This window comes from Streptomyces albidochromogenes (assembly GCF_005981925.1).
GTDB classification, from domain to species: Bacteria; Actinomycetota; Actinomycetes; order Streptomycetales; family Streptomycetaceae; genus Streptomyces; species Streptomyces albidochromogenes.
In genome coordinates this window covers 1-20865 of sequence record NZ_VBVX01000101.1, presented here as the reverse complement: position 1 = coordinate 20865, position 20865 = coordinate 1, and the positions used below count along the sequence as shown (strand labels likewise).

Annotated in this window: 18 protein-coding genes; 5 read left to right on the top strand and 13 right to left on the bottom strand. The window is 72.3% G+C overall.

Features of this window, described 5'->3' with window-relative positions; all coding sequences use genetic code 11:
• Positions 1 to 51 precede the first annotated feature (51 nt).
• From E2E34_RS15615 to E2E34_RS15595, 6 genes are read right to left on the bottom strand one after another with little or no spacing between them, the layout of a single operon-like run.
• Positions 52 to 1602 (bottom strand): phospholipid carrier-dependent glycosyltransferase, encoded by a 1551-nt coding sequence (locus tag E2E34_RS15615; RefSeq protein WP_167518293.1) that lies wholly within the window; start codon positions 1600 to 1602, stop codon positions 52 to 54.
• Positions 1599 to 2432 (bottom strand): PIG-L deacetylase family protein, encoded by an 834-nt coding sequence (locus E2E34_RS15610; protein ID WP_138902513.1) that lies wholly within the window; start codon positions 2430 to 2432, stop codon positions 1599 to 1601. Before E2E34_RS15610 ends, E2E34_RS15615 begins: the two co-directional genes overlap by 4 nt.
• Complete coding sequence (locus E2E34_RS15605; RefSeq protein WP_167518292.1) at positions 2414 to 4237, bottom strand: glycosyltransferase; 1824 nt, start codon at positions 4235 to 4237, stop codon at positions 2414 to 2416. Before E2E34_RS15605 ends, E2E34_RS15610 begins: the two co-directional genes overlap by 19 nt.
• Positions 4234 to 6759: a lipopolysaccharide biosynthesis protein gene (locus tag E2E34_RS35455; RefSeq protein ID WP_167518291.1), complete on the bottom strand. Its 2526-nt coding sequence runs from the start codon at positions 6757 to 6759 to the stop codon at positions 4234 to 4236. The genes E2E34_RS15605 and E2E34_RS35455 overlap by 4 nt, the downstream gene beginning before the upstream one ends.
• Entirely contained in the window at positions 6756 to 8234 is a 1479-nt protein-coding gene (locus E2E34_RS15600) for a glycosyltransferase family 4 protein (RefSeq protein WP_138902511.1), read from the bottom strand. Before E2E34_RS15600 ends, E2E34_RS35455 begins: the two co-directional genes overlap by 4 nt.
• 5 nt (positions 8235 to 8239) lie before the next feature.
• Entirely contained in the window at positions 8240 to 9016 is a 777-nt protein-coding gene (locus E2E34_RS15595; RefSeq protein ID WP_138902510.1) for a glycosyltransferase, read from the bottom strand.
• A 742-nt stretch (positions 9017 to 9758) separates the two neighbouring features.
• Here E2E34_RS15595 and E2E34_RS15590 point away from each other — a divergent pair.
• Together E2E34_RS15590 and E2E34_RS15585 are read left to right on the top strand one after the other, a co-directional pair.
• Positions 9759 to 10796 carry a lactonase family protein gene (locus E2E34_RS15590; protein WP_138902509.1) on the top strand — a complete coding sequence of 346 codons (1038 nt, stop codon included), beginning with the start codon at positions 9759 to 9761 and terminating at the stop codon, positions 10794 to 10796.
• A 113-nt stretch (positions 10797 to 10909) separates the two neighbouring features.
• A complete protein-coding gene (locus E2E34_RS15585; RefSeq protein WP_138902508.1) occupies positions 10910 to 11299 on the top strand; it encodes a hypothetical protein in 390 nt (129 codons plus the stop codon).
• Positions 11300 to 11690: 391 nt separating this feature from the next.
• Here the strand turns inward: E2E34_RS15585 and E2E34_RS15580 are convergent, their stop codons facing one another.
• Together E2E34_RS15580 and E2E34_RS15575 are read right to left on the bottom strand one after the other, a co-directional pair.
• A complete protein-coding gene (locus E2E34_RS15580) occupies positions 11691 to 13193 on the bottom strand; it encodes an FG-GAP-like repeat-containing protein (protein WP_138902507.1) in 1503 nt (500 codons plus the stop codon).
• Between the two features lie 241 nt (positions 13194 to 13434).
• A complete protein-coding gene (locus E2E34_RS15575) occupies positions 13435 to 14418 on the bottom strand; it encodes an aldo/keto reductase (RefSeq protein ID WP_138902506.1) in 984 nt (327 codons plus the stop codon).
• 100 nt (positions 14419 to 14518) lie between these two features.
• Here E2E34_RS15575 and E2E34_RS15570 point away from each other — a divergent pair, with 100 nt between their 5' ends.
• Entirely contained in the window at positions 14519 to 15118 is a 600-nt protein-coding gene (locus E2E34_RS15570; protein ID WP_138902505.1) for a TetR/AcrR family transcriptional regulator, read from the top strand.
• A gap of 128 nt (positions 15119 to 15246) precedes the next feature.
• Here E2E34_RS15570 and E2E34_RS15565 read toward each other — a convergent pair whose 3' ends face one another.
• The 4 genes from E2E34_RS15565 to E2E34_RS15550 all read right to left on the bottom strand — a co-directional run bounded on the left by E2E34_RS15565 (position 15247) and on the right by E2E34_RS15550 (position 17828).
• Positions 15247 to 15450, bottom strand: coding sequence for a hypothetical protein (locus E2E34_RS15565; protein ID WP_138902504.1), 204 nt, complete (start codon positions 15448 to 15450; stop codon positions 15247 to 15249).
• Between the two features lie 119 nt (positions 15451 to 15569).
• The gene (locus tag E2E34_RS15560) at positions 15570 to 17075 is read right to left on the bottom strand and encodes a M28 family metallopeptidase (RefSeq protein WP_425573311.1); all 1506 of its coding nucleotides are present in this window, start codon (positions 17073 to 17075) and stop codon (positions 15570 to 15572) included.
• Positions 17076 to 17347: 272 nt separating this feature from the next.
• Positions 17348 to 17593, bottom strand: coding sequence for a hypothetical protein (locus E2E34_RS15555; protein WP_138902502.1), 246 nt, complete (start codon positions 17591 to 17593; stop codon positions 17348 to 17350).
• Positions 17577 to 17828, bottom strand: a complete 252-nt coding sequence (locus E2E34_RS15550) for a DUF6400 family protein (RefSeq protein WP_138902501.1) — start codon at positions 17826 to 17828, stop codon at positions 17577 to 17579. Before E2E34_RS15550 ends, E2E34_RS15555 begins: the two co-directional genes overlap by 17 nt.
• 371 nt (positions 17829 to 18199) lie before the next feature.
• Between E2E34_RS15550 and E2E34_RS15545 the strand changes: the two genes are divergently transcribed.
• Entirely contained in the window at positions 18200 to 19300 is a 1101-nt protein-coding gene (locus E2E34_RS15545) for a M20 family metallopeptidase (protein WP_138902500.1), read from the top strand.
• A gap of 31 nt (positions 19301 to 19331) precedes the next feature.
• On the opposite strand, the gene E2E34_RS15540 is transcribed toward E2E34_RS15545, so the two are convergent.
• Entirely contained in the window at positions 19332 to 19661 is a 330-nt protein-coding gene (locus E2E34_RS15540) for a nuclear transport factor 2 family protein (protein WP_138902499.1), read from the bottom strand.
• Positions 19662 to 19926: 265 nt separating this feature from the next.
• On the opposite strand from E2E34_RS15540, the gene E2E34_RS15535 reads away from it, so the two are divergent.
• Positions 19927 to 20865, top strand: a 939-nt coding sequence (locus tag E2E34_RS15535) for an AfsR/SARP family transcriptional regulator (protein WP_244315780.1), incomplete at its 3' end; no start/stop codon positions are given.

The window sequence follows — 20865 nt, the reverse complement described above, 5'->3', positions numbered from 1 at the left end:
CCCTCCCACGGGCCGCTGGTGAAGAGCAGCACCCGGCTCCGCGCCGGACCGCTAGCCACCGCCACCGCCCGCTCCCACGGCTGCCGGCGGCACCGGCAGCTGGTACACCGCCACCTGGCCGTAGGTGCGGCCGTGGAAGGAGAAGAGCAGTTCGCCCTGGGCCGCGAGGTCCTTCACCTCGTTCACCGTGAACGGTGAGTACCCCTGCTCGACCAACCGCCACGGCACGACGACGTACGCCACCCGCGCCAACGCCCGGTCCTGCGGCGTGTGCCACCGGCCGACGCGGTAGCGGTCCTCCAGGACCAGGTCCGTCGAGCCGCTCGCCGACGTGATCGGACTGCCGGCGGGCACGTTCTCCGACAGGTACTGGCGCAGCCGCTCGTATCCGTCGTCGGGCTGTGACCTGCCCGACGCATAGGTGAGCGTGGACAGTCCGAGGGTCACGATCAGCACGAGGACCGTCCCGAAGCGCAGTACGGGGGTGCGCCGCCGGTGCCGGGTCCGCCGCTCCCACAGGTGTACGGCCGAGACCGCCAGGATCACGATCGTCGGTACGAGCAGCATGTACAGGGCCTGTTCCTCCAGCGTGCCCTCCAGGACGGCGTACGCCAGGGCGATACCCGCCGACAGGTACCAGAGCGCCAGGAGGCGCTGCGGCCGGCCACGGCGACGCAGCAGCGGTATCAGAGCCACCGGGCCCAGGACGAGCAGCACATAGGTGCTCCCGAACTGCGTCAGCTCGTCGATGACGCGCTGGGTGAGCGGTGGCGCGCCCTCGGCGTTGAAGCCCGTCTCCTGGACCATGCCCAGCAGTCGTCTGACGCCGTGGGTCTTCACGGCCCACATGTCCTCGAAGTGGCCCTCCGCGGCCACGACGCCGACGTAGATCGCGTACGGGACGGTGGCGAAGCCGGCGGCGAGCAGCGGCAGCGACCGCCTGGACGCCCAGGGGAAGACAAGGGAGGCGAGCAGGGGCAGCACGGTGATGAGGGCCGCCACGTCCTTCGTCAGGATGGCCAGGCCGAAGAGGAGCCCGCCGACGGCGGCCCGGCGGCGCGCCCGGTGCGGCGGATCCTTGGCCGCCAGGGGCAGCAGCACCAGATAGCCCAGCAGCACCCAGAGCATCATGGACGTCTCGATGAGGACGCGTTCGGTGAGCCGCAGGACGAACGGGTCGACGGCGTAGACGACGCCCACCACGACGGCGGCCGGGATGGACCGGGTGACACGGAGGATCAGCACGACCAGCACCGCGGCGGTGACGGCGGCGAGGAGGGCGTTGAGCAGACGCATCTGGTACACACCGGCGATGACGTCCGTGTGCGAGCCCAGCAGACGCTCCCAGGCACCTTCGAGGTAGAAGAAGCCGGGCGGGTGCAGGAAGAACGGTCCACCGCGGTAGCGGGGGAAGCCTCCGGAGTCCACGGAGCTGCCGATGTGCCAGTAGTAGACCTCGTCACCGAACACGTCGGGGGTCTGGCCGAATCCGAACAACCGGATCAGTCCGGTGAGCACGGCGGCGCCGCCCGCCACCATCCAGAGCGGCACCGCGCGCTGCCTGCGCAGCCACGCCACCGATATCGGGAGGGCCCTGCTCATGACAGCCATCGCGAGCCTCCGACGGGGTCGTCGCCAGCCCGTTCACCAGGGGCGAGCAGGTAGATCTCCGGCACCACGGGTATGCGTCCGCCGGGGAAGAGCGCGTCCGTCTGCGAGCGGTACGCGCGCACCAGCGCGACCTTGGTGGTGAGTTCCCGTGCCCATTCCACCTCGACGAGCGCGTTGCGTTCGACGAAGGCGGGGTCGGGGCAGTGCCGCTGGTTGTAGGGGAAGTCGCTGTAGTAGGCGACCGGTTGGCCGCTGAGCTCGGCGGCCGTGCGCACCAGGACGTGGTCCACGTGCGCGCCCACGGCCGAGGGGGCCAGCAGGACCGTGTGCGGCGGGGACGCCAGCTTCTCCACCAGGGCCTGTACGCAGCCCATTGTGTCGGCGTCGTACCGGGAGATCCGGCCCGTGCAGACGTGCAGCCGGTAGGTGGGATAGACGTGCGCCGGCTCGGGCAGCACGCGGCGGACCCAGCCCGGGTGCCCGCCGGACGCTGTGGGTTTGCGGCGGAAGAGGCCGTCGGTCAGCCCCAGGTGGAGCCAGTCCACACCGAGCCGCTCCAGTACGTCGCGGTCCTCGGCGCGCCGGTCCCGGTACAGCCGCTCGGCGTCGGGCTGCCCGGTCTGCTGGAGGTAGCGCCGCCCGGAGAAGGTGTACGGCGGGCAGCCGCCCTCCGTGAAGAACGTCGCCACCCGCACCTCGGTGCGTCCGGCGGCGTGCGCCATCAGCGCCCCGCAGGACAGCACGGCGTCGTCCAGGTGCGGGGAGAGCACGACGAGCGGCGTGCCCGCGTCGATCGCGGTGGTCAGCGGATCGGCTGCCATGACCCGGCTCCCTCCTGCTCCACTTCCCTTGTCGTACGGGTGCGCGCGCCGGGCGAGTCCAGCAGCCGCTGGACGAGTGCCACGTACTGATCGGTGGTCCGCTCCCACGAGAACCGCTGTGCGGCCGTGTACGCCAGGCCCCCCAGCCGCCGGCGTGTGTGCTCGTCCGCCGCGAGAGCGCGCAACTCGCGTCCGAGGGCGTCCACGTCGAAGGCGGGGACGGCGACGTTCCCTCCGCCGTCCATCCACCGCAGGGTGGGCACGTCGAAGTGCAGCACCGGTTTGCCGTACGACATGCTCTCCAGGGCCACGATGCCGAACGACTCGCTGCGCGACGGCAGGACGGTGAAGGCGCAGCCCTCCAGGAGGCGGCGCTTCGCCGTGCCCGTCACCTCACCGAGCCAGCGGACATCGGCGGCGGTCGCGCTCAGCATGCGGGTGAGCTTGGCCTCCTCGGTTCGCGTGCCCGAACCGGCCAGCAGCAGCGGCATCGGCGTACAGCCGCCGGCGTGTGCGGCGAGGAGGAGGTCAAGTCCCTTGGCCCAGACGTCGACGCGTCCCAAGTAGGCGATGTAGTCGCCGTCGCCGATCCGCTCCGGGGCGACGGCCGGTCGCTCGACGCCGTTGTGGATCAGGTGGGTCACGGCATGGGGCGCGTGCCTGCGGACGGTGGCGCCGTCGGCCTCGTTCATGACGATGACGTCGTCGTAGAACCGCAGCCCGAACCGCTCGACGAGGAAGAACGGCAGATGGTACTTGCGTGCCATGGGGACACCGCTGAGTGACTGGGCCACTCCCACCACCCGGCTCCGGGAGAACAGCGGGACGAAACTGGTGGAGAACGGCGGTGTGAAGCTCTCCAGCCACAGGTCGTGCGGCAGCCGGCGGGCCATGAGGGGCAGCAGCAGGTGGTAGAGCAACTGCCCGAAGCGCGGCCCGGCCCAGCCGAGCGGGAGCCGGCGGTACAGAACGCCGTCCCGGGTCTCGGTGCCGCCGTGCCCGGCGACGGTGACGACCGTGACGCGGTGCTCGTCGGCGAGGCGGCGGGCGACCTTGTCCACGAGCAGCGCTCCCCCGCCGTGGTAGTGCGGGCTGCGGGTGTCGTCGAAGGTCGAGATGACCACGTGCGTCCTGCCGTCGCCCGTGCCGAGAGGCGGATCCGCTGTCGCGGCCGGTGTCCGTTGCCGCCTGAGCACCCGTCCCATCGCCTCGGCCGCGACCGTAGCGGGCGGGGCGGCGGCGTGCACCAGGTGTACGTGCGGCAGGCGTTCGGCCCAGCGCCGGTAGCGGTCCCGGAACTTCGCCAGCAGATCGGTCGGGTACTCGCCGTCACGGTCCGCCAGCACCTCCGGCTCCGCGTCGAGGAGCAGGGTGACCTGATACCTGTCCGCCATCCGGGTGAAGACGGCCGCCAGGCCCGAGCCGGGCTCGGGGTCGAACTTGACGAGACCGTCGAGCGGACCTCGGTCGGTCACCACGACGACCGGCCGGCCGCGAGCGGTGAGGCGTGCCCGCGCGCCGGCCTGCGCCAGCGTGGCGGCGAGTTCGGCCGCGTCCACCCAGCCGTGCAGCCGGCCGGCCCAGGTGCGGGCACCCGAGGCGAGCGACCGGCACTCGCCGACGGAGGCGGTGAACCGGAAGCGGATGCGCCGGGGCAGGCGGCGGCAGACGACACAGCCGTAGCAGTACTGGGTCGCCACCGCGTACCCGCGGCCGCGCAGGCCGGTCGCGACCTGCCCGACCAGGGACGACTTCCCGGCGCCGTCCGGCCCGGAGACACAGATCAACTGCGGGCGAGGCTTCATGAGACGAGCATCCTGCGCTTCTTGGCGACGACGAGCGGCACCCGCAGGGCGGCCTCTCGCGTCGCGACCGATGTGCGTCCATGACGCAGGAGGTGGAACGCGTGCTCTGCGCCGACGCGCAGGGACGCGGCCACCGGGAGCGGCACCGGGAGCCTGATCGGCGTCCCCCGGTCGAGGCTGCGCATCGCGTCGACCGCGACGGCGAGGGCCCGCGCGCCGCCGCCGAGCCATCCCTCACGGGCCGCCTCCCGGCGCGCCTCGGCCACGATGTCCGGCACGAGCAACTCCCGCAGCGCGAACAGTTCCGACAGATCGAGGGTGAGGTTCTGGAACAGGCCGTGCGCCAGCCATATGCGCAGCTCGTCGGCCGGATGCGGCACCATCCACGCTCCGCCGTCGGGGGAGGCCCGGCCGAAGAGCCGTGCGGTGGACATCACGGGCACGCCGAACCAGGAGACGGCGGTGTGCAGATGGGCCGCCGGGCCGCGCGGCGGTTCCAGCAGCACCTTGGTGGACCGCTCCAGCCAGTACGTCGAGCGCTGGACGTACCAGCCCTCCAGAGCGTCGCACGCGGCCTCCCAGCACCCGTCGGGGACCACCAGGTCGAAGTTGCCGTAGACGTAGTCACCGGCCAGGTCGGCCTTGATCAGCACCGTGGGGATGCCCGTGTCGTGCAGGCGGTCCGTCACCTCGCTCAGGTTCCGCCGGAACAACTCGTTCGCGGTGTCGACCTCGCGCACGACATCCGCCAACTGCCGGGGATAGGCTCGCGCGAGCCTGCCCTCGACCTGGTTGTCGCGCGCGAGCGACAGCGCACGCCGCAACGCGGCATCGCCGGCCGGCCGCACTTCCCCGCGCCAGACGGAATCCACGAGGAGGCGGCTGGGGAGCTCTTCCACACCACTGGCTCGGACCGTCGAGTGGTCCGCTGGCTGGTACGTCATGGCTGTGCCCGGTTCGTCGGTGGTCGTGGCTGCGGTGGTGGCCGGAGCCCGAACGGCTGGTTCGTCGGTGGCGCGGCCGGGCGGGCGGCCCGGTGGCGCGCCGTCGCCCCGGGGTCCGGGTCCGGGGGGCGGATCCGTCGGAGGGGGCGGTGTGGTCACCTCGGGCAGGTCCTCCGCCGGATCGGGGGCTCCCGGCCGGCGCAGGAAGCGCTCCACGGCCCGTACGCCGATGATCGTGGCGGCGATCAGCCACACCACCGGGAACGGGTGCAGCAGTGCCAGCACCCCTGCGAGCAGCAGCGGTTCCAGCAGGGGCATCCGGCGGAGGAAGCCCGTGCCCTGACGGCGGATGAGCCGCAGGAGCAGCTGGCCCAGCGCGCCGACACTGCCCAGCGCCCCGCCGATGGCGATGCCGCGTACGCCGTCGATCCGCCAGCCCGTGAGGATCGCGGCGGTGAAGACGACGAGGCCGACGACCTGCCAGCGTGCGCAGGCGTAGTCGTCGGCGGCCTGGGAGAAGGTGACGATCAGGTTGATCGAGCCGATGGCGAAGCCGGTGACCGCGGTGAAGATCAGCAGGCTCCTCATCATGCTGTAGTCGCTGGGGAAGACGGTGGTCAGGACGGGGCCGGGCACGGTGGCGAGCATCGCGGCGAGCGGTACGGAGCCGATGACGTACATCCGCAGGGCGCTGGCGCTGAGCGCGCTGCCGGCGCTCCGCCGGGACAGCGCCGGGAAGAACGCCATGGACACCGCGCCGGCCACGAACAGCGGCACCCGCGACAGGGTGACACTGGCCTGGTAACTCGCGGCGGCGGGCCGGTCGGCGGGCAGTACGGTCACCAGGACGACGTCGATCGCGGCCATCAGCGCCACCAGCCCCTGGAGGCAGGCGATGCCGGCCGCGCGCCGCCACAGGTCCCGGTTGGCCGTCGCGCTGCGCCAGGGCCGTCCGCTCCCCCGCGGCAGGGACGGCCACCACAGCAGCAGCGGCAGCGCGCCGATCCCGAACGCCGCCAGCGCCCCGGTGTCGCTCAGCCCGAGGGCCACCACCAGGAAGACGCCGGCCGCCATCTTCAGTACGACCTCCCCCACGTGGAGCAGCGAGAGGGTCCGCATGCGCTCCTGGCCCTGGAGCCAGCCCGCGGTCACCGTCGTCACGTAGATCAGGAGCGTGCTCAGGGCCAGCGCCATCGTCGTGGCGGGTCCGGCGAACTGGGTGGCGACGGCCGCCACCACGCTGCCGACGACGAGTCCGCCTCCGATGCTCGTGATGATCGCGAACCGCCCGGCGTCGCCTCGCTCGGCGTCCGAGCGGGACCGGGCGAGCGCCTGCGCCAGGACCCAGGGGACCGTCACCGTCGCCACGGTCGCGGCGCTCAGCAACAGCCCCTGGCCGGCGGCGAACCGCGCGTACGAGCCGACGTCCAGGAGCCTGGTCAGGAGCAGGGCGTAGCCGTAGTTCACCGCGCCCACCATCAGGGCGGCCGCGGTGAACCAGCGGGCGCCGTGCACCGCCTTCACCACGTCCGTGCGGGGCGCGGTGCGGGGCGCGGTCGCCGTACGGAAGGCGGTCATGCCGGGTCCCTCCGGGCCCGGGCCCCGGGCCGGGGGCCGGTCGGCGCGGGCAGGGGCTCGGCTGCGCCCGCGTCGCCCACCTCGGGGCGTACGAGCTCTTCGCGCCGGTGCGCGAGCCGCAGTACGGCCTCGCGGACCCCAAGCCGCCGCAGCGCCTGGAAGGCGCGCACCTCGTCGCAGCCGTGCAGGAGCAGGCTGAAGGAATCGCCCCGGCGGCTCCACCGGTCGGTCTCCCGCAGGACGGTGTTCAGGGCGCGCTCGACGGCGTCGCCGTCCCGGGCCTCGAACCGCGTCAGGACGGCCAGATCGCTGACCCGGCGGCGCGACCTGACGTGCCGGTGGACGCGCCGGGTCTCCTCCAGCACCACCTGGGCGAGCCGCTCGGCGCTGTCGTCCCAGGAGAAGCTCGCGCTCCAGGCGCGGCAGCGCCGCGCCGTCCGGTCGCGGGCGGAGGCGTCGCGCAACTCGGTGAGAGCTGTGGCGATCGCGCGGGGCAGCGGCACGTCGCCGGGGACGAGCCAGCCGTTGTGGCCGTGGCGCACGGCGTCGCGCAGACCGGGGACGTCGAAGGCGAGCGCGGGTGTGCCCATGCTGTTCGCCTCGATGACGGTCAGGCCCCAGCCCTCGGCGACGGACGGCACCACGGTGAGCCAGGCCCTGCCGAGCAGTTCCCGCTTCTTCTCCTCGCTGACGTGGCCGTGGAACGTGACGGCGGAGCCGACACCGAGGTCGGCGGCGAGGGCGCGGAGTCCCGGCAGCTCGCTGCCGTCGCCGGCGAGCTCGACCCGCAACTGTGGCCAGTCGCGCCGCAGTTCGGGGAGGGCCTTCAGCAGGAGATCCACGCGCTTGTGCGGTGTCATCCGGCTGATCACGGTGATCGTCGGTGTCCCGGCGCGGGCGACGGGCGAAGCGTGCGGGCGGGGGCTGCCGTTGGGCACCAGGTAGATCGGGTTGTGGAAGCCGAGTTCGGCGCGCACGCCCTGCCGGGTGGAGGGGGAGACGACGACGACGGCGCGCCCGTGGTAGGTCAGACGGCTGATCTGCTTCTCCAGCAGCCGCCCGACGGTGTTCATGGGCCACCGGAAGAACAGGTCGAACTGCTGCTGGTGGATGTGGTGGATGACGCAGATGTTCGCGGTCCAGCGCGGGGTGAAGAGCGGGGAGAAGAACGGTATGCCGTTCTGGAAGTCCACGACCGCGTCGTAGGTGTGGCGGTTCCTCAGCAGATGGGCGGCCGCGGCGAGATACACCCCGAAGGTGCCCCCGCGCCGCAGGACGCGTACGCCGTCGGCCGACTCGCTCGCCCGGGAGCCGGGGAAGCGCGCGGCGAAGAGGGTCACCCGGGCGTCCGAGCCGGTCAGCCGCCGGGCGATCTCGTAGCAGTACGCCTCGGCTCCCCCGGCCTGCGGATGAGCCGGGTCGCGCCAGTTCAGGAAGAGGACGTTGGTGCGAGCAATGTGCTCTAGAGCAGTCATCGGAGTCACCGCGAGAGGGAGATGCGCAGCACGTCCGCCATGGAGCGGAAGCCGTCGCGTCGGGCTGAGAAGGTCGATCCCGGCATGTCCGACCAGGCGACGGGGATCTCGACGGCCTTCCCGCCGGCCCGTACGAGCCGTACCAGCAGTTCCACGTCGAAGGCGAACCCGTTCACCTGGCAGCTCGCCGCCACGTCCCGGACGAGCGGTCCGTCGAAGAACTTGAATCCGCACTGGGTGTCGGCGATGTCCGGCAGGGGGAACCGGGCCAGTTTCCGGAACATCCAGCCGCCGCACCTGCGCAGTGCCGACTCCTCCACTTCGAGGCGGGAACCGTCGATGTGGCGGGAGGCGATGACCGCGGCGTACCCGTCGCGGAGCAGCGGGAGTGCCTTGTCGAGCGTCTCGATGGGCGTGGCGTTGTCCGCGTCGACGAAACCGATGAAGCGTGCAGCCGATGTGGCGATGCCCCGGCGGACGGCGGCGCCCTTGCCGTGTTCGCTGCAGCCGATCACATGGACCGGTACCGCCGGGTCGTCGAAGCGTTCCGGCACGTCGTGGGTGCAGTCCACACTGTCGTTGTCGACCACGACGACCGCGGACGAGCAGGGCTGTCCCCTGAGGTAGTCCACCACGGCCGCGATGGTGTGCGGAAGCCGGCGTTCCTCGTTGACGGCGGGGATGACGACTTCGAGCTCCACCGCGGGGCGTCTGAGGCACGAGGGAATCTCTTCGCGCGGATACGCGTCACGCTTGGCGGGGCCCGAGGGCAGCACGGACATCACGTGGACTCACCTCCGCCGGGGAAGTGGCTGATGACATGGGTGGTGTGATCGGCCGTCAGAAGTGGGAGCCGGCCGCGACGGGCGGAAACGCGGACAGCGAAAAGCGCCGTCAGCCGGTGGAAGGAATTCCTTCCGGTGCTGCGGCGCTCAGGGGTGAGGGCCGGCGCGGCGGCGTCGCCGCCGTCCGCTTCCCCTTCCGGGTCGTCGCCGCGGCGCCCTCCCGCTCGCGGCGTCATGGCGCAGGCGGACCGGCGGCGGCGGAGAGCAGCGGCTCGGCGGGGGGCGGGGCGGTGCCCGCGCGAAGCTGACGTGATCCGGTCGGAGGCCCGCCGCCGGGGGCACGCGCGTGCGCGCTCGGCTCGCGCGTCCCGGGGAGCGGCCGCGGGCCAGTCGGTGGCGCGCCGCAGCGGGTGCGGTGCGGGCTTCGACGCCCAGCGGCATTCGACAGCAGACACTGGATCCCCTTCGGTGCCGTAGGTCCCGGACGGGGTTCGACCTGTTCTCAATCTTCAAGGGCTGCGCAGAAGCGAGTCAAGCATTTATGTGCCATTTTGCCGTTCTTTGGAAGTTACGCGGCTTTTTTCCGAGAGGAATCGTGGGGAACCCTGGGACGGCGCGAAGCAGCCTGTCGCGGCGGTGACGGGGCCACTCGCCGCACACGGTCGGCGTGTACGCCCACCGCGCCGCCGAGGCCTGCGTACAGTGCCCAGCCAGTCATGGAACGGCGGAAGGGCATCCTGTGCAGTGGGCGTACATCGGCTCGTTCACCTCGGGGGGCGGCCGGGGCATCACGGTCGCGGCCGTTGACGCGGCGACCGGGGCCCTGACCCCGCACACCAGCCTCGACGCCGTCGTCAATCCGGCGTCTCTCGCCCTCGCCGAGGGCGGCGGGGTGCTCTACGCGGTGAGCGACACGGAGCCCGGCGCCGTCGCGGCCTTCCGCACCGGGACGGACGGCAGCCTCACCCCTCTCGGCACGGCGGTGGACGCGGGTGGCTCAGGCCCGACCCACCTCGCCCTGGCCGGGCGCCGGCTGCTGACGGCCAACTACGGTGCGGGCAGCGTCAGCAGCTTCGCCACAGGCCCCGACGGCAGCGTCTCGGCTCCCCCGGCCGTGCTGGCCCACCACGGCTCGGGCCCCGACGCCGACCGGCAGCAGGGCTCGCACGCCCACCAGGTGTTGCCCGACCCCGGCGGGCGTTGGGTGCTCAGCGTGGACCTGGGCACCGATTCGGTACGGGTGTGCGCGCTCGACGCGGCAACCGGAGAACTCCGGGTGCACACGGAGACCGTGCTCCGCGCCGGGTCGGGACCGCGCCACCTCGCCTTCCACCCGGACGGCGAGGTGGCCTACGTACTCCACGAGCTCGCGCCGCAGATGACGGTCTGCCGGTGGGACGCGGTGTCCGGACGCCTGGATCAGCTGGTGGAGGTGGCGATCGATCCGGAAGGCGCTGCGGCGGACGAGCGCGTCCACCCCTCCGTGGTCTGCGTCTCGCCCGACGGCCGGTTCGTCCGGGCCGCCGTGCGCGGCGGCAACACGGTTCTGACGTACTCGCTCTCCGACGGGGCCGAGAAGCCACGGCTCACCAGCGGCGTGGACTGCGGTGGGGTCTGGCCGCGTGACCTCGTGACAGATCCCTCCGGGCGCCGGCTGTACGTCGTCAACGAATGGTCGGGCGACGTCACCTGGTTCGACGTGGACGCGGAGAGCGGAGAACTGAGCCGCGCCGGCGCGGTGGAGGTTCCGGCCGCCGCGTGCGTGGTCTTCTCCTGACCGGACGCGAGGGCATCCCCAGGCGCCGGGGCGCCCGCTGATCCGCGGAACCGGGGGCCGCCGCGCCGCGTCCTCGCCCCCGGAACACTCGCGAACGATCACCAGGAGCTGCCATGTCCATGCGCCGAACCGTCGCCGTCTCCGCCGCCGCGGCCGCCTTCGCGGCACTGACCGTCCTCGCCGTCCCGGCCTCCGCCGAGGCGTCCGTGATCCGCATATGCGGGGTCAAGTCCAACGGTGTCCTGTGGTGCGACAACAACGCGCCCACCTCCGTCCGGAACTACCCGCACACCACCGACAGCTGGCAGGTGGACACCCTGCGCACCACCTACAGCTGGTTCAACTGCTGGACCGAGGGCTCCCTGCACGCGGGCGGCAACCACACCTGGTACAAGACCACCGGCGACGACAACGGCGCCTCCGGCTTCGTCCCCGCCTCCGCCGTGCACACACCGTCCTCCTTCGACGCCTACCCCTCGGCACACGGCCTCCGCCGCTGCTGACGGGCGGCTCGGCCGCCCGCGAACCGGCCGGGTCCGGGACTTGCCCGGCCTGGCGCGGACGGGCGGGCCGACGCCCGTGCGGCCGGCCACCGTTGGCGCACGCGTACGCGCGCAGGCGGCCGGCGTGCGGGTCGCCGTGGTGCGACAGCGAGACAACACCGCTCGTGAGTGCGTGGCGGCCAGGCGGTCGCAGTGGACGCGCCGGCTCAACTCACAGCCGCCCCGCGCGCATTCCTGCCGACCTCCGCGCTGCCGCCCGGGATGCCTGCACCCCTCGGGCACGGCACCACCGGCGAGCGGGCGGTGCCGCGCCCGGTCGCGCCCGAGCCCCGCGGTCCGGCCCCGCTGCCACTGGGCCCAGGTCGTCCACGACGTCCTCCCCGGGCTCGCGCTACTCGTCGATCGCCGCCCCGAACTGCGCGTTGGCCACGGGCGCCCCGAGGCGCGCCCCGTCGTAGGACCACGTGCCCTTGGCGGCCAGGCCCGACGACGAGGTGGGGACCACCCATACGAAGCCGTCGTCGGTGTTCTCGCCCGGCGCCGCCGCCAGCAGCCCGAAGAGGCCGTCCTTGTTGGCGTCGATCAGCCGTACCTGGCCGCCCCAGCGGTCGGAGGCTTCCGCCCGGCCGGGAATGTCGGGGTGATCCTGGTCGAAGCTGCGCGCCCCGGTCGCCGTCAACCCGCCCGGCGCCCCGCGCAGGGCCCAGACCGCGCCCGCGTCGGCGACGGAGCCGATGTCCTCCCCGGGCGCGCCGACGGCGAGGTCCGGGAGGCCGTCGCCGTTCGTGTCGCCGGAGGACATCTCGGCGCCCCACCGGTCACCGGGCTCGGCCGTGCCCGGGACGCCCGGGGAGTCCTGCGTCCACGTCTGCGACGCGGTCCGGTCGAGGCCGGAGAGGTCGCCCCGGCCCAGGTGGACGGAGACAGAACCGCCGACGGCCGAGCCGGTGCCCGTGTCGCCGATGGCCAGGTCGTCCTGGCCGTCATGGTTGAAGTCGCTGGAGACGATGCCGGGGCCGCCCGCGAAGGCGCCGCCGTCCTCCATCGCCTCGATGCCGGGTGCGCCGTGCAGGACCTGGGTGGTGCCGGCGCCCGGCCGGTCGCCGGTGGTCACGCCGGAGATCGCCAGGTCCGCCCAGGGGTCCTCGTTGTAGTTGCCGTGGCTCAGGCTCCGCAGGGCGACGCCGGTCTCCAGCGGTGTCGCGTCCAGGGCCTGGAACCCCCTGTCGACCCGCTTCAGCTGCTGGTCGGCGGCCTGCGGCGGGTGGGTGAAGAACAGCAGTGCGTCGTTCTCCAGGACGGCGACACTGTCGCGCAGGTCGGCGTCCGGGTTCGCCGGGTCCGGGGCGAAGTACCGGGCCGCTTCGATCGCCCGGCCGAAGTTCGCGCCGGCCCGCAGCCGGTCGGGGTTCTCCAGCCAGGTGCTGTCGTTCCCGTGCAGCCCGGTCGGCGAGCCCCAGAAGACGACGGCGCCGCCCGCGTCGGAGAGTCCGGCCAGGTCCTCGCCGGGGGCGCCGACGATCGCGTCGTCGTAGCCGTCGTTGTCCAGGTCGCCGGTGGCCACCGCGCGGCCGAAGCCGTCGCCGGCCTCGGCGCCGCCCGGGACGCCCGGCGTGTTCTGGTGCAGAACGCTCTTCTTGGTGGTGCTGAGACCGCTCGACGAGCTGTACTGCACGGTGACGTGCCCGGCGCCGGAGGCACCGCTGACGGTGGCGCCCGGCGCTCCGATCAGGACGTCGTCGAAACCGTTGCCGTCGAAGTCGCAGTTGCGCTGCTGCCAGCCGATGGACGGAAAGGGCTCTGCGGCCTGTGCGGCGGGCGCCGTGAACACGGCGCCGCCGCCGAGTGTGAGGAGTGCAGCGGCCGCGAGAGCCGCGCTTTTGATGGGACGCACCGGAGAGTCTCCTTGGTCGCCTGGGATGCCTGGGGTGCCTGCGGCGTCGGGAGACGGCGGCGCGCACGCGGCACAGCGGCGTGGAATCATGTGCGGCCTCCCCCGGGTGGTGATCGTGCGGTGCGGGCGGTGCCCGTATCGCGGTTGCCTGGAAGACATCCGAAGTGCGTCGAGGGTTGTACGCCTCGGTGAAACGGCCGTCCGCCGGCGACAGCCGTTTCCACCCGGCGCCGCGGGCCGGTCAGCCGTTGAGCGACCGCATCAGCTCGGGGGCGTAGCGGTCGCCCGAGGCCACCCCGTGCGGGGCCACGGCGTCGATGGCGGCCAGGTCCGCGTCGGTGATCGTCACAGCCGTGGCGGCGACGTTCTCCTCCAGGTAGCGGCGGCGCTTGGTGCCCGGGATGGGGACCGCGCCCTGGCGAAGGGTCCAGGCCAGGGCGAGCTGCGAGGGCGTGACTCCCTTGTCGGCGGCGAGGCGGCGCACCTGGTCGACGACGGCCAGGTTGCGGTGGAAGTTCTCCCCCTGGAAACGGGGGTCGGTACGGCGGAAGTCGTCGGCCGCGAAGTCGTCCGGGCTGGTGATGGCGCCGGAGAGGAATCCCCGGCCGAGCGGCGAGTACGCGACGAGGCCGATGCCGAGCTCGCGCAGGGTGTCCAGGACGCCGTCGTGCTCGATCCCGCGCTCGAAGAGGCTGTACTCGGTCTGTACGGCGGCCAGCGGGTGGACGGCATGGGCCCGGGCGATGGTGGAGGGCGCGGCCTCGCACAGGCCGATGTGACCGACCTTGCCGGCCGCGACGAGCTCGGCCATGGCGCCCACGCTCTCCTCGACGGGCACGTCCGGGTCGATGCGGTGCAGGTAGTAGAGGTCGATGTGGTCGGTGCCCAGATGGCGCAGGGAACGGTCGGCGGACCGGCGGATGTACTCGGGACCGGCGTTGTGGCCGACGAAGGCTCCGTCGTCGGTGAACTCGACGCCGGTCTTCGTGGCGATCACCGCGGATGCGCGGCGACCGGCCAGCGCCCTGCCGAGCAGTTGCTCGTTGCGGAAGGGGCCGTAACCCTCGGCGGTGTCGAGGAGCGTGACGCCCAGCTCCAGCGCGCGGTCGATGGTGGCCAGGGACTCGGTCTCGTCGGCGGCTCCGTAGTGGGCGCTCATGCCCATCAGGCCGAGGCCCTCGGCGCCGACCTTCAGCCCCTGGGTGCCCAGTGCGCGGATCTCCATCGTGTCTCTCCCTCATTTATAACTAACCGGATAGTTAGAGCATGCGGCAGGACGGGCGCGGATGTCAATAACCAGATAGTTACTTGCTAGGGTGCGACGTATGGCACGTGATTCCAGCGCGACTAAGGCCCGCCTGCTCGACGCGGCGTTCTCCGAGTTCGCCACGTACGGCATCGCCGGTGCGCGGGTGGACCGCATCGCCGGGGCCGCCCAGGCGAACAAGCGGCTCATCTACGTCTACTACGGCAACAAGGAGCAGCTGTTCGACGCCGTGCTCCAGCGGGCGCTGGAGACGGGGTCCGAGTCCGTGCCGTTCGACGCCGAGGACCTGCCCGGCTACGCGGGCGCCGTCTTCGACCATCTCGTCGAGCGGCCGTCACTGATGCGCCTGGTGCTGTGGAAGCAGCTGGAGCGCCCAACGCCGACGGACACCGAGGCGGCGTCCTATCAGGACAAGATCGCGGCGGTGCGGCAGGCGCAGGAGACGGGCCTCATTGATGCCGGGGTGGACGCCGCCGACGTACTCACGCTGGTGATGAGCCTTTCGCAGGCGTGGTTCGGCGCGGTGGGCGGCCCCGCGGCGGGCGAGGCGGGCACCGACTGGCCGGCCGAGCAGCTCGCCCGCCACCGGGCGGCGGTGGTGGAGTCCGTACGCCGGATCACCGCGCCCCGCGCGGCCGCCGGGACGCGGGCCGGCTGACCGCTTCGGCGTGACCCCGCGCGACTGTTCGCATGCGGCGCCGCCGCATGCGAGGCGCCCCACGGGGGGCGTCGCGCCGGCCGGACGCGCGGAGCGACTGCGGGGCCCCGCGTCGCCGTGCGGAGCGCTCAGCCGGTGCGCCGGGCGTGCGCCGAGAGGAACTCGGTGGCCCGTGCGACGGCCTCGGCCGAGGTGCCGTAGAGAGCCTCGGACTCCTCGTCCTGGTGGTCCGCCCCGGTGGCGGCGGACCACCGGGCGCCGGCGTCCGGGTCGTGATGGATGACGGCGCCACCGCCCGCGCGTTCGCCTTCGGCGAGCCCGGCGAGGTCCACACCTGGCAGTTCGGCGGCCGTCCTGAGCGGGCGGCACGACGGCGGCCCTGGCCGCGGGCAGGGAAACACCTGCGGCAGCCAGGGCCTCGTGCGATGCGTGGTGGTCGCCCGCGCGACGGCTACTCGGTCACCTCGTGGCCGTGCCCGTCGTGCAGACCGCCGCCGCTGCCCGCCTCACCGTCGGTCGGCACCGACTCGACAGGCACGGACAGGGGGCCGAGGTCATGGGCGTAGTGCCCCACGGCGTCGGCGATGACGTCGATGTTGATGTCGAACGCCTTCATGTCGATGTTCTCGACGGTGTCGCCGGCGGCGTGGTAGTTCGGGTCGTACGCGACACCCGCCGTGCCGCCGAACTTCGCGGCCTGGGCCGCGGTCTTGACGCCCTCCGCACCGGTGAAGGTGCCGCCCGAGGGGATGCCGACCTCGATGAACGGGCCGTAGTCCGAGCGGCCGGTGAAGTCGGTGCCCTCGTGCGGGATCTTCCGGGAGTCGAGGAAGTCGTTGATGCCCTTCTCGATCTGGGCGGAGCCCTCCGGGCCGGGGCCCGCGCCGACGCCGTCGGAGTCGTCGCCGTCGTACACGAAGTAGCCGGCGTTCGGTGAGGCGATCATGTCGAAGTTCAGGTAGAGCTTGATCTGCTTCTTCTGCTCCTCCGTCAGTGAGGCGACGTACGCCTCTGAACCGAGCAGGCTGAACTCCTCCGCCGACCACCAGGCGAACTTCACCTTGTTCTTGGGCTTGGTGTGCGTCTTGGCGAGCTCCATGGCGACCTGAAGGATGCCGGCCGATCCCGAACCGTTGTCGTTGATGCCGGGGCCCGCGGCGACCGAGTCGAGGTGGGCGCCGAGGAAGACGGTGTTGTCCGCGTCTCCCCCGCGGGTCTCCGCGACCACGTTGTACGTCGTGCGGTTCTCGCGCAGCTCACGGATGTCCAGCGTGACCTTGACCGGGCCCTTGGCCGCCTCTGCGGCGAGCGCCTCACCGTCCGCCTGGGTGACGCCGCCGGTCGGGACCTTGCCGAGCGTCGGGTCGCCTATGGTGCCGTTGAGGGCGCCTTCGGTGTTGTTGTAGATGATCGCGCCGACCGCGCCGGCGTCGGCGGCGTTGGCCTGCTTGACCGCGAAGGTGCAGCCGCCGCGCTTGATCAGGGCGATCTTCCCGGTGAAGGCCCCGGAGGCGAAGTCGCCGGCTTCGCAGCCGTTCGTACCGTCGGCGTCGACGGGGGCGGCGGCGAGCGGCGCGGTGACGCCGCCCGCGGGGGAACTCGCCGTGTAGGTCATGAGCTTGACGGGCACTTCGCGCGGCGCCGGCGAGACGACCTGGAGACTTTCCTTGATCGTCTCGGTGTACACGAAGTCGAACTCGTCTCTGGACACCTTGTAGCCGGCGAGCCGCATCATGGCTTCGACGTACTGGGCGGACCGCTCGTGCCCCTGCGAACCGGCCACCCGGTTGCCGCCGCTGTGATCGGCGATCTTCTGCAGCACCTGGAGGTGCCGGTAGGCGTCCTTGGCCGTGGACTCCTTGACCAACTTGCGTGCCAGCGCGTCGCCCCGGTGGGGAGCGGATCCCGTCGTGTTCCCGGCGGTGGCCGGTCCGGCGACCAGGAGCGGAGAAACCATGGCCGCGGCCACCAGGGTTGCGGTGGCTGCGGCTTTACGGCGTGACGGCATGGAAGTCCCTTTCACGTCATTGGGAAGCAGGACTGCGGGGGGTGGTGAGTTGAGGCACGTTAAGCGCCATCGAACCCCCTTGACCAGAGGTCAGCGAGATCTGCTTCACCCGGCTGCCCGTCACACCGCCGTGAGGGAACCCGTTCGCCGCCGGAGCCGTGGCGGGACGCCAGAGGACCCGGACACGCGGTACGGCCGTCCGCCGGCCGCGCGCGACGCCCTCAGTGGTCGGGGGTGACGTCGTCGCGCAGAGTCACGCCGGGACGGGTGTTCAGGGACCACATGTGCGTGCAGCTCGGGCACTGGAGGTGGACGACGGGGCCCTTGCTGGAGATCAGGTAGCGCCAGTGCTCGCGGCAGTTGCGCCGCCCGGCGCACGGCTCGCAGTAGCGGGCGTCGTCACAGACGGGGCAGGCCACCCAGGCGCGACGGGCGATGTCCGCCTGCGGGTCAATGGGAAGCCGCACGGCCCGGCCCCTTCCCCGGCAGGACACCGGCCGCCACCAGCATGTCGTAGGTGCGCTGCTGCTCGTCGTCCAGGCCGGAGTAGAGCAGCGCCGACGCCTGTTCCTCGCCCTCCAGAAGTGCCACGGGGTCCCAGTCGGGGCCGAGCGCGGCCATGACCTCGGCCCGGCGGCGGGCCTCTTCGACGGTCAGGTCGATCGCGAAGGATATGTGGTCACTGCTTTTGTCCGGACTCATAGCCATACTTCCGTTGCACTGGCGGAACTCCCCATCTGTACCAGTCGGCAACGATGGCCGAAAGGGTCCCCCGGCCGGCCGCCGGGGCGGCGGCGTCCGCCCCACCGGCGCCCGGCCCCTCGGATCGGTGGTGTCGCGCGGGCGGTTGAGGGGCCGGCCCGCCGATCGGTCGGCAGGTGCGGGGCGCGGGGTGTGACGTACTTCACGGCCGTACCGGCCGACCGGCGTGCGCCTATCCCCAGGGTGACCCATTTGTGCACCGATGCCGGATTTGCTGATCGGGGGCCGCTGACGGCCGCCGCGACAGCGCCGCCATGTGCCGTGGACCGTGAGGGCGAGGCGGCCGGCCGCGCGCTCGCTACCCTGGCGTCATGACGATGCGCAGGAGTGGTCCCGTGAGTGTCGACGCGATGATCGACGATCTCAGGACCCTTGTCGAAGTCGAGTCCCCGTCACGCGACTTCGACGCCCTGACCGCATCCGCCAAGGCTGTCGCGGGCGTCATCGAGAGCCGCCTCGGCGGTCGCGCCGTCCTCGTGGAGAGCGAAGCCGGGCCGCACGTCCACTGGTCCGGCGGCGGCGACCCCAAGGTGCTGATCCTCGGGCACCACGACACGGTGTTCCCCCTCGGCACGCTCGAACGCCGCCCCTTCGCGGTCGAGGACGGGCACGCCACCGGCCCCGGGGTCTTCGACATGCTGGGCGGTCTCGTGCAGGCCGTCCACGGCGTGGCGCTGCTCGACGACCGTTCGGGCGTCGAGATAGTGGTGACCTGCGACGAGGAGGTCGGCTCCGGTTCCTCACGGGCCCTCATCGAGGAGCGCGCCCTCGCCTGCGGTGCCGTACTCGTCTGCGAGGGGGCGGCCGAGGGCGGTGCCCTGAAGACGGGCCGCAAGGGCTGCGGCACGTTCGAGATCACCGTCACGGGTCTGGCGTCGCACGCGGGCCTGGAGCCCGAGGCGGGGGTGAACGCCCTGATCGAAGCCTCGCACCAGGTACTGGCCGTCGCGGCGCTCGGGCGGCCCGGCATCGGCACGACCGTCACCCCGACGGTCGCCTCCGCCGGAACGCTGAACAACGTGGTGCCCGCCGAGGCGACCATCGCCGTCGACGTCCGCGTCGAGACGGCCGACGAGCAGGAGCGCGTCGAAGCGGCCTTCGCGGCGCTCGCCCCGCACCTCGACGGGGCGAAGATCTCCGTTCAGGGATCCATCGGCCGGCCCCCGATGCCCGAGACGGCGTCGGCCGAGCTCTTCGCGGTGGCGCGGCGGCTGCTTCCCGGCCTGGAGGGCAAGTCGGTCGGTGGCGGAAGCGACGGCAACTTCACGGCCGCTCTGGGCGTGCCGACGCTCGACGGCCTCGGAGCGGTCGGCGGCGGAGCGCACGCCGACCACGAGTACCTGGTGATCGGCGCCATGGCCGAGCGGGCGAACCTCGTCGCCGGCCTGGTGCGGGCGGTGCGGAGCGCGTAGGAGGGTCTCGGTTCCGCCCGGCGGGCCCGCCTCAGCGAGCGGAGAGCCGGGGGTGGGCGTCGTACCGGCGGCGGCTGCGGAGCATGCCTTCCTCGGAGAGGGTGAACACGTCGACGAACTCCACCTGCTGCGGGGTCAGCCGGCCGATCGCGACCACACAGTCGCCCGAGGCCACGATCCGGTCGATGTGGTGGCGGCAGCCCGGCGCCGGGTTCTCCAGGCGCGCGTCCTCGTGGAGCAGTGACGAGAACCCGTCCAAGTCGCCCGCGTCCAGGTAGTGGTAGGCGAGCCGCACGTGGTCGACTCCGGAATCGGTGATGAGACTGCTGGGCGGCAGCCGCCTTGCTTGACGACTGTTCATGGCGAGTCCTTTCGTACGTCCGCCTCCGGCCCGGCGGCGGCACCACCACCGTGCTCCGGCGTCGTAACCCGGCACTATCTCGGGCCTATCACCACCACGGAATCTCCACACCGTTTACAAGTGTGGAGATGATCGGGAAAACTACAGTCCGCACACGCGTCTTGCAGGTCATTCTCGCTGCGAATTCGGTTGGTTTGGGGCGTGTTCCTTGCTGGGAGAGACAGTGAACGTATCGCCCGGCGGGGGCCCTCATACCCCTGACACCGTGGTTTTCCGCATCCTCGGTCCGCTCCATGTCCATGGGCCGCACGGGCAGGTACGCATTCCGCCCGGGCGCCAGGAGGTGATCCTGGCCGCTCTCCTGCTGGAGGCGAACCGGGTCGTGAGCACCGACTACTTGGTGGATCTGATCTGGGAGGACGAGCCGCCGGACACGGCCCGGACCCAGGTGCAGATCTGCGTGTCCCGGTTACGGAAGCTGTTCGGGAAGGAAGAGGTCTCCGCGGCCATCACCACCCGGCCGCCCGGTTACGTCCTGCGGACGGAGGACGGCTCGGTGGACGCGGCGCTCTTCGGCCGTCGGATCGCCGACGCCCGGCTGCTCGGCAAGCAGCCCGGCGGTGCCGCCGAGTCGGTAGAACTGCTGCGAGCGGCGGGTGGACTGTGGCAGGGGGACTGCCTGAGCGGCCTCTCCAGCGAGACCCTGCGCAGCAAGGCGCGCCAGCTGGACGAGGAGCGGCTGACGGCCGCCGAGACGCGGATCGACCTGGAACTGGAACTGGGCCGGCACCACCAGCTGGTCGGGGAGATCCAGTTACTGGTGCACGAACATCCGCTGCGCGAGCGGCTGCGCGGCCGGCTGATGCTGGCGCTGTACCGCTCGGGCCGGCAGGTCGAAGCGCTGGACGTCTACCGGGTCGGCAGGCACCTGCTGGTGGAGGAGCTGGGTCTGGAGCCCGGCGCGGAGCTGCGGCAGCTGGAGTCGGCGATCCTCGCCGGAAACGTTCCGCCGCCCCGGCTCGCCGGACCGGACGCGGGCGACCGGCCGCACCGGGGCGGGGGCACGGGGCACGGACCGGCGGACGCCGCCGGGGAAGAGCCGCTCCTCGGAGGTCCGGGGGCGTCCGGCGGGGCGCAGGGCGCGGGGCGCGGCCCCGGAGGCGTCGGGTACTCCGCTCCGGCGGGTCCTGCGGCGGACTTGGGG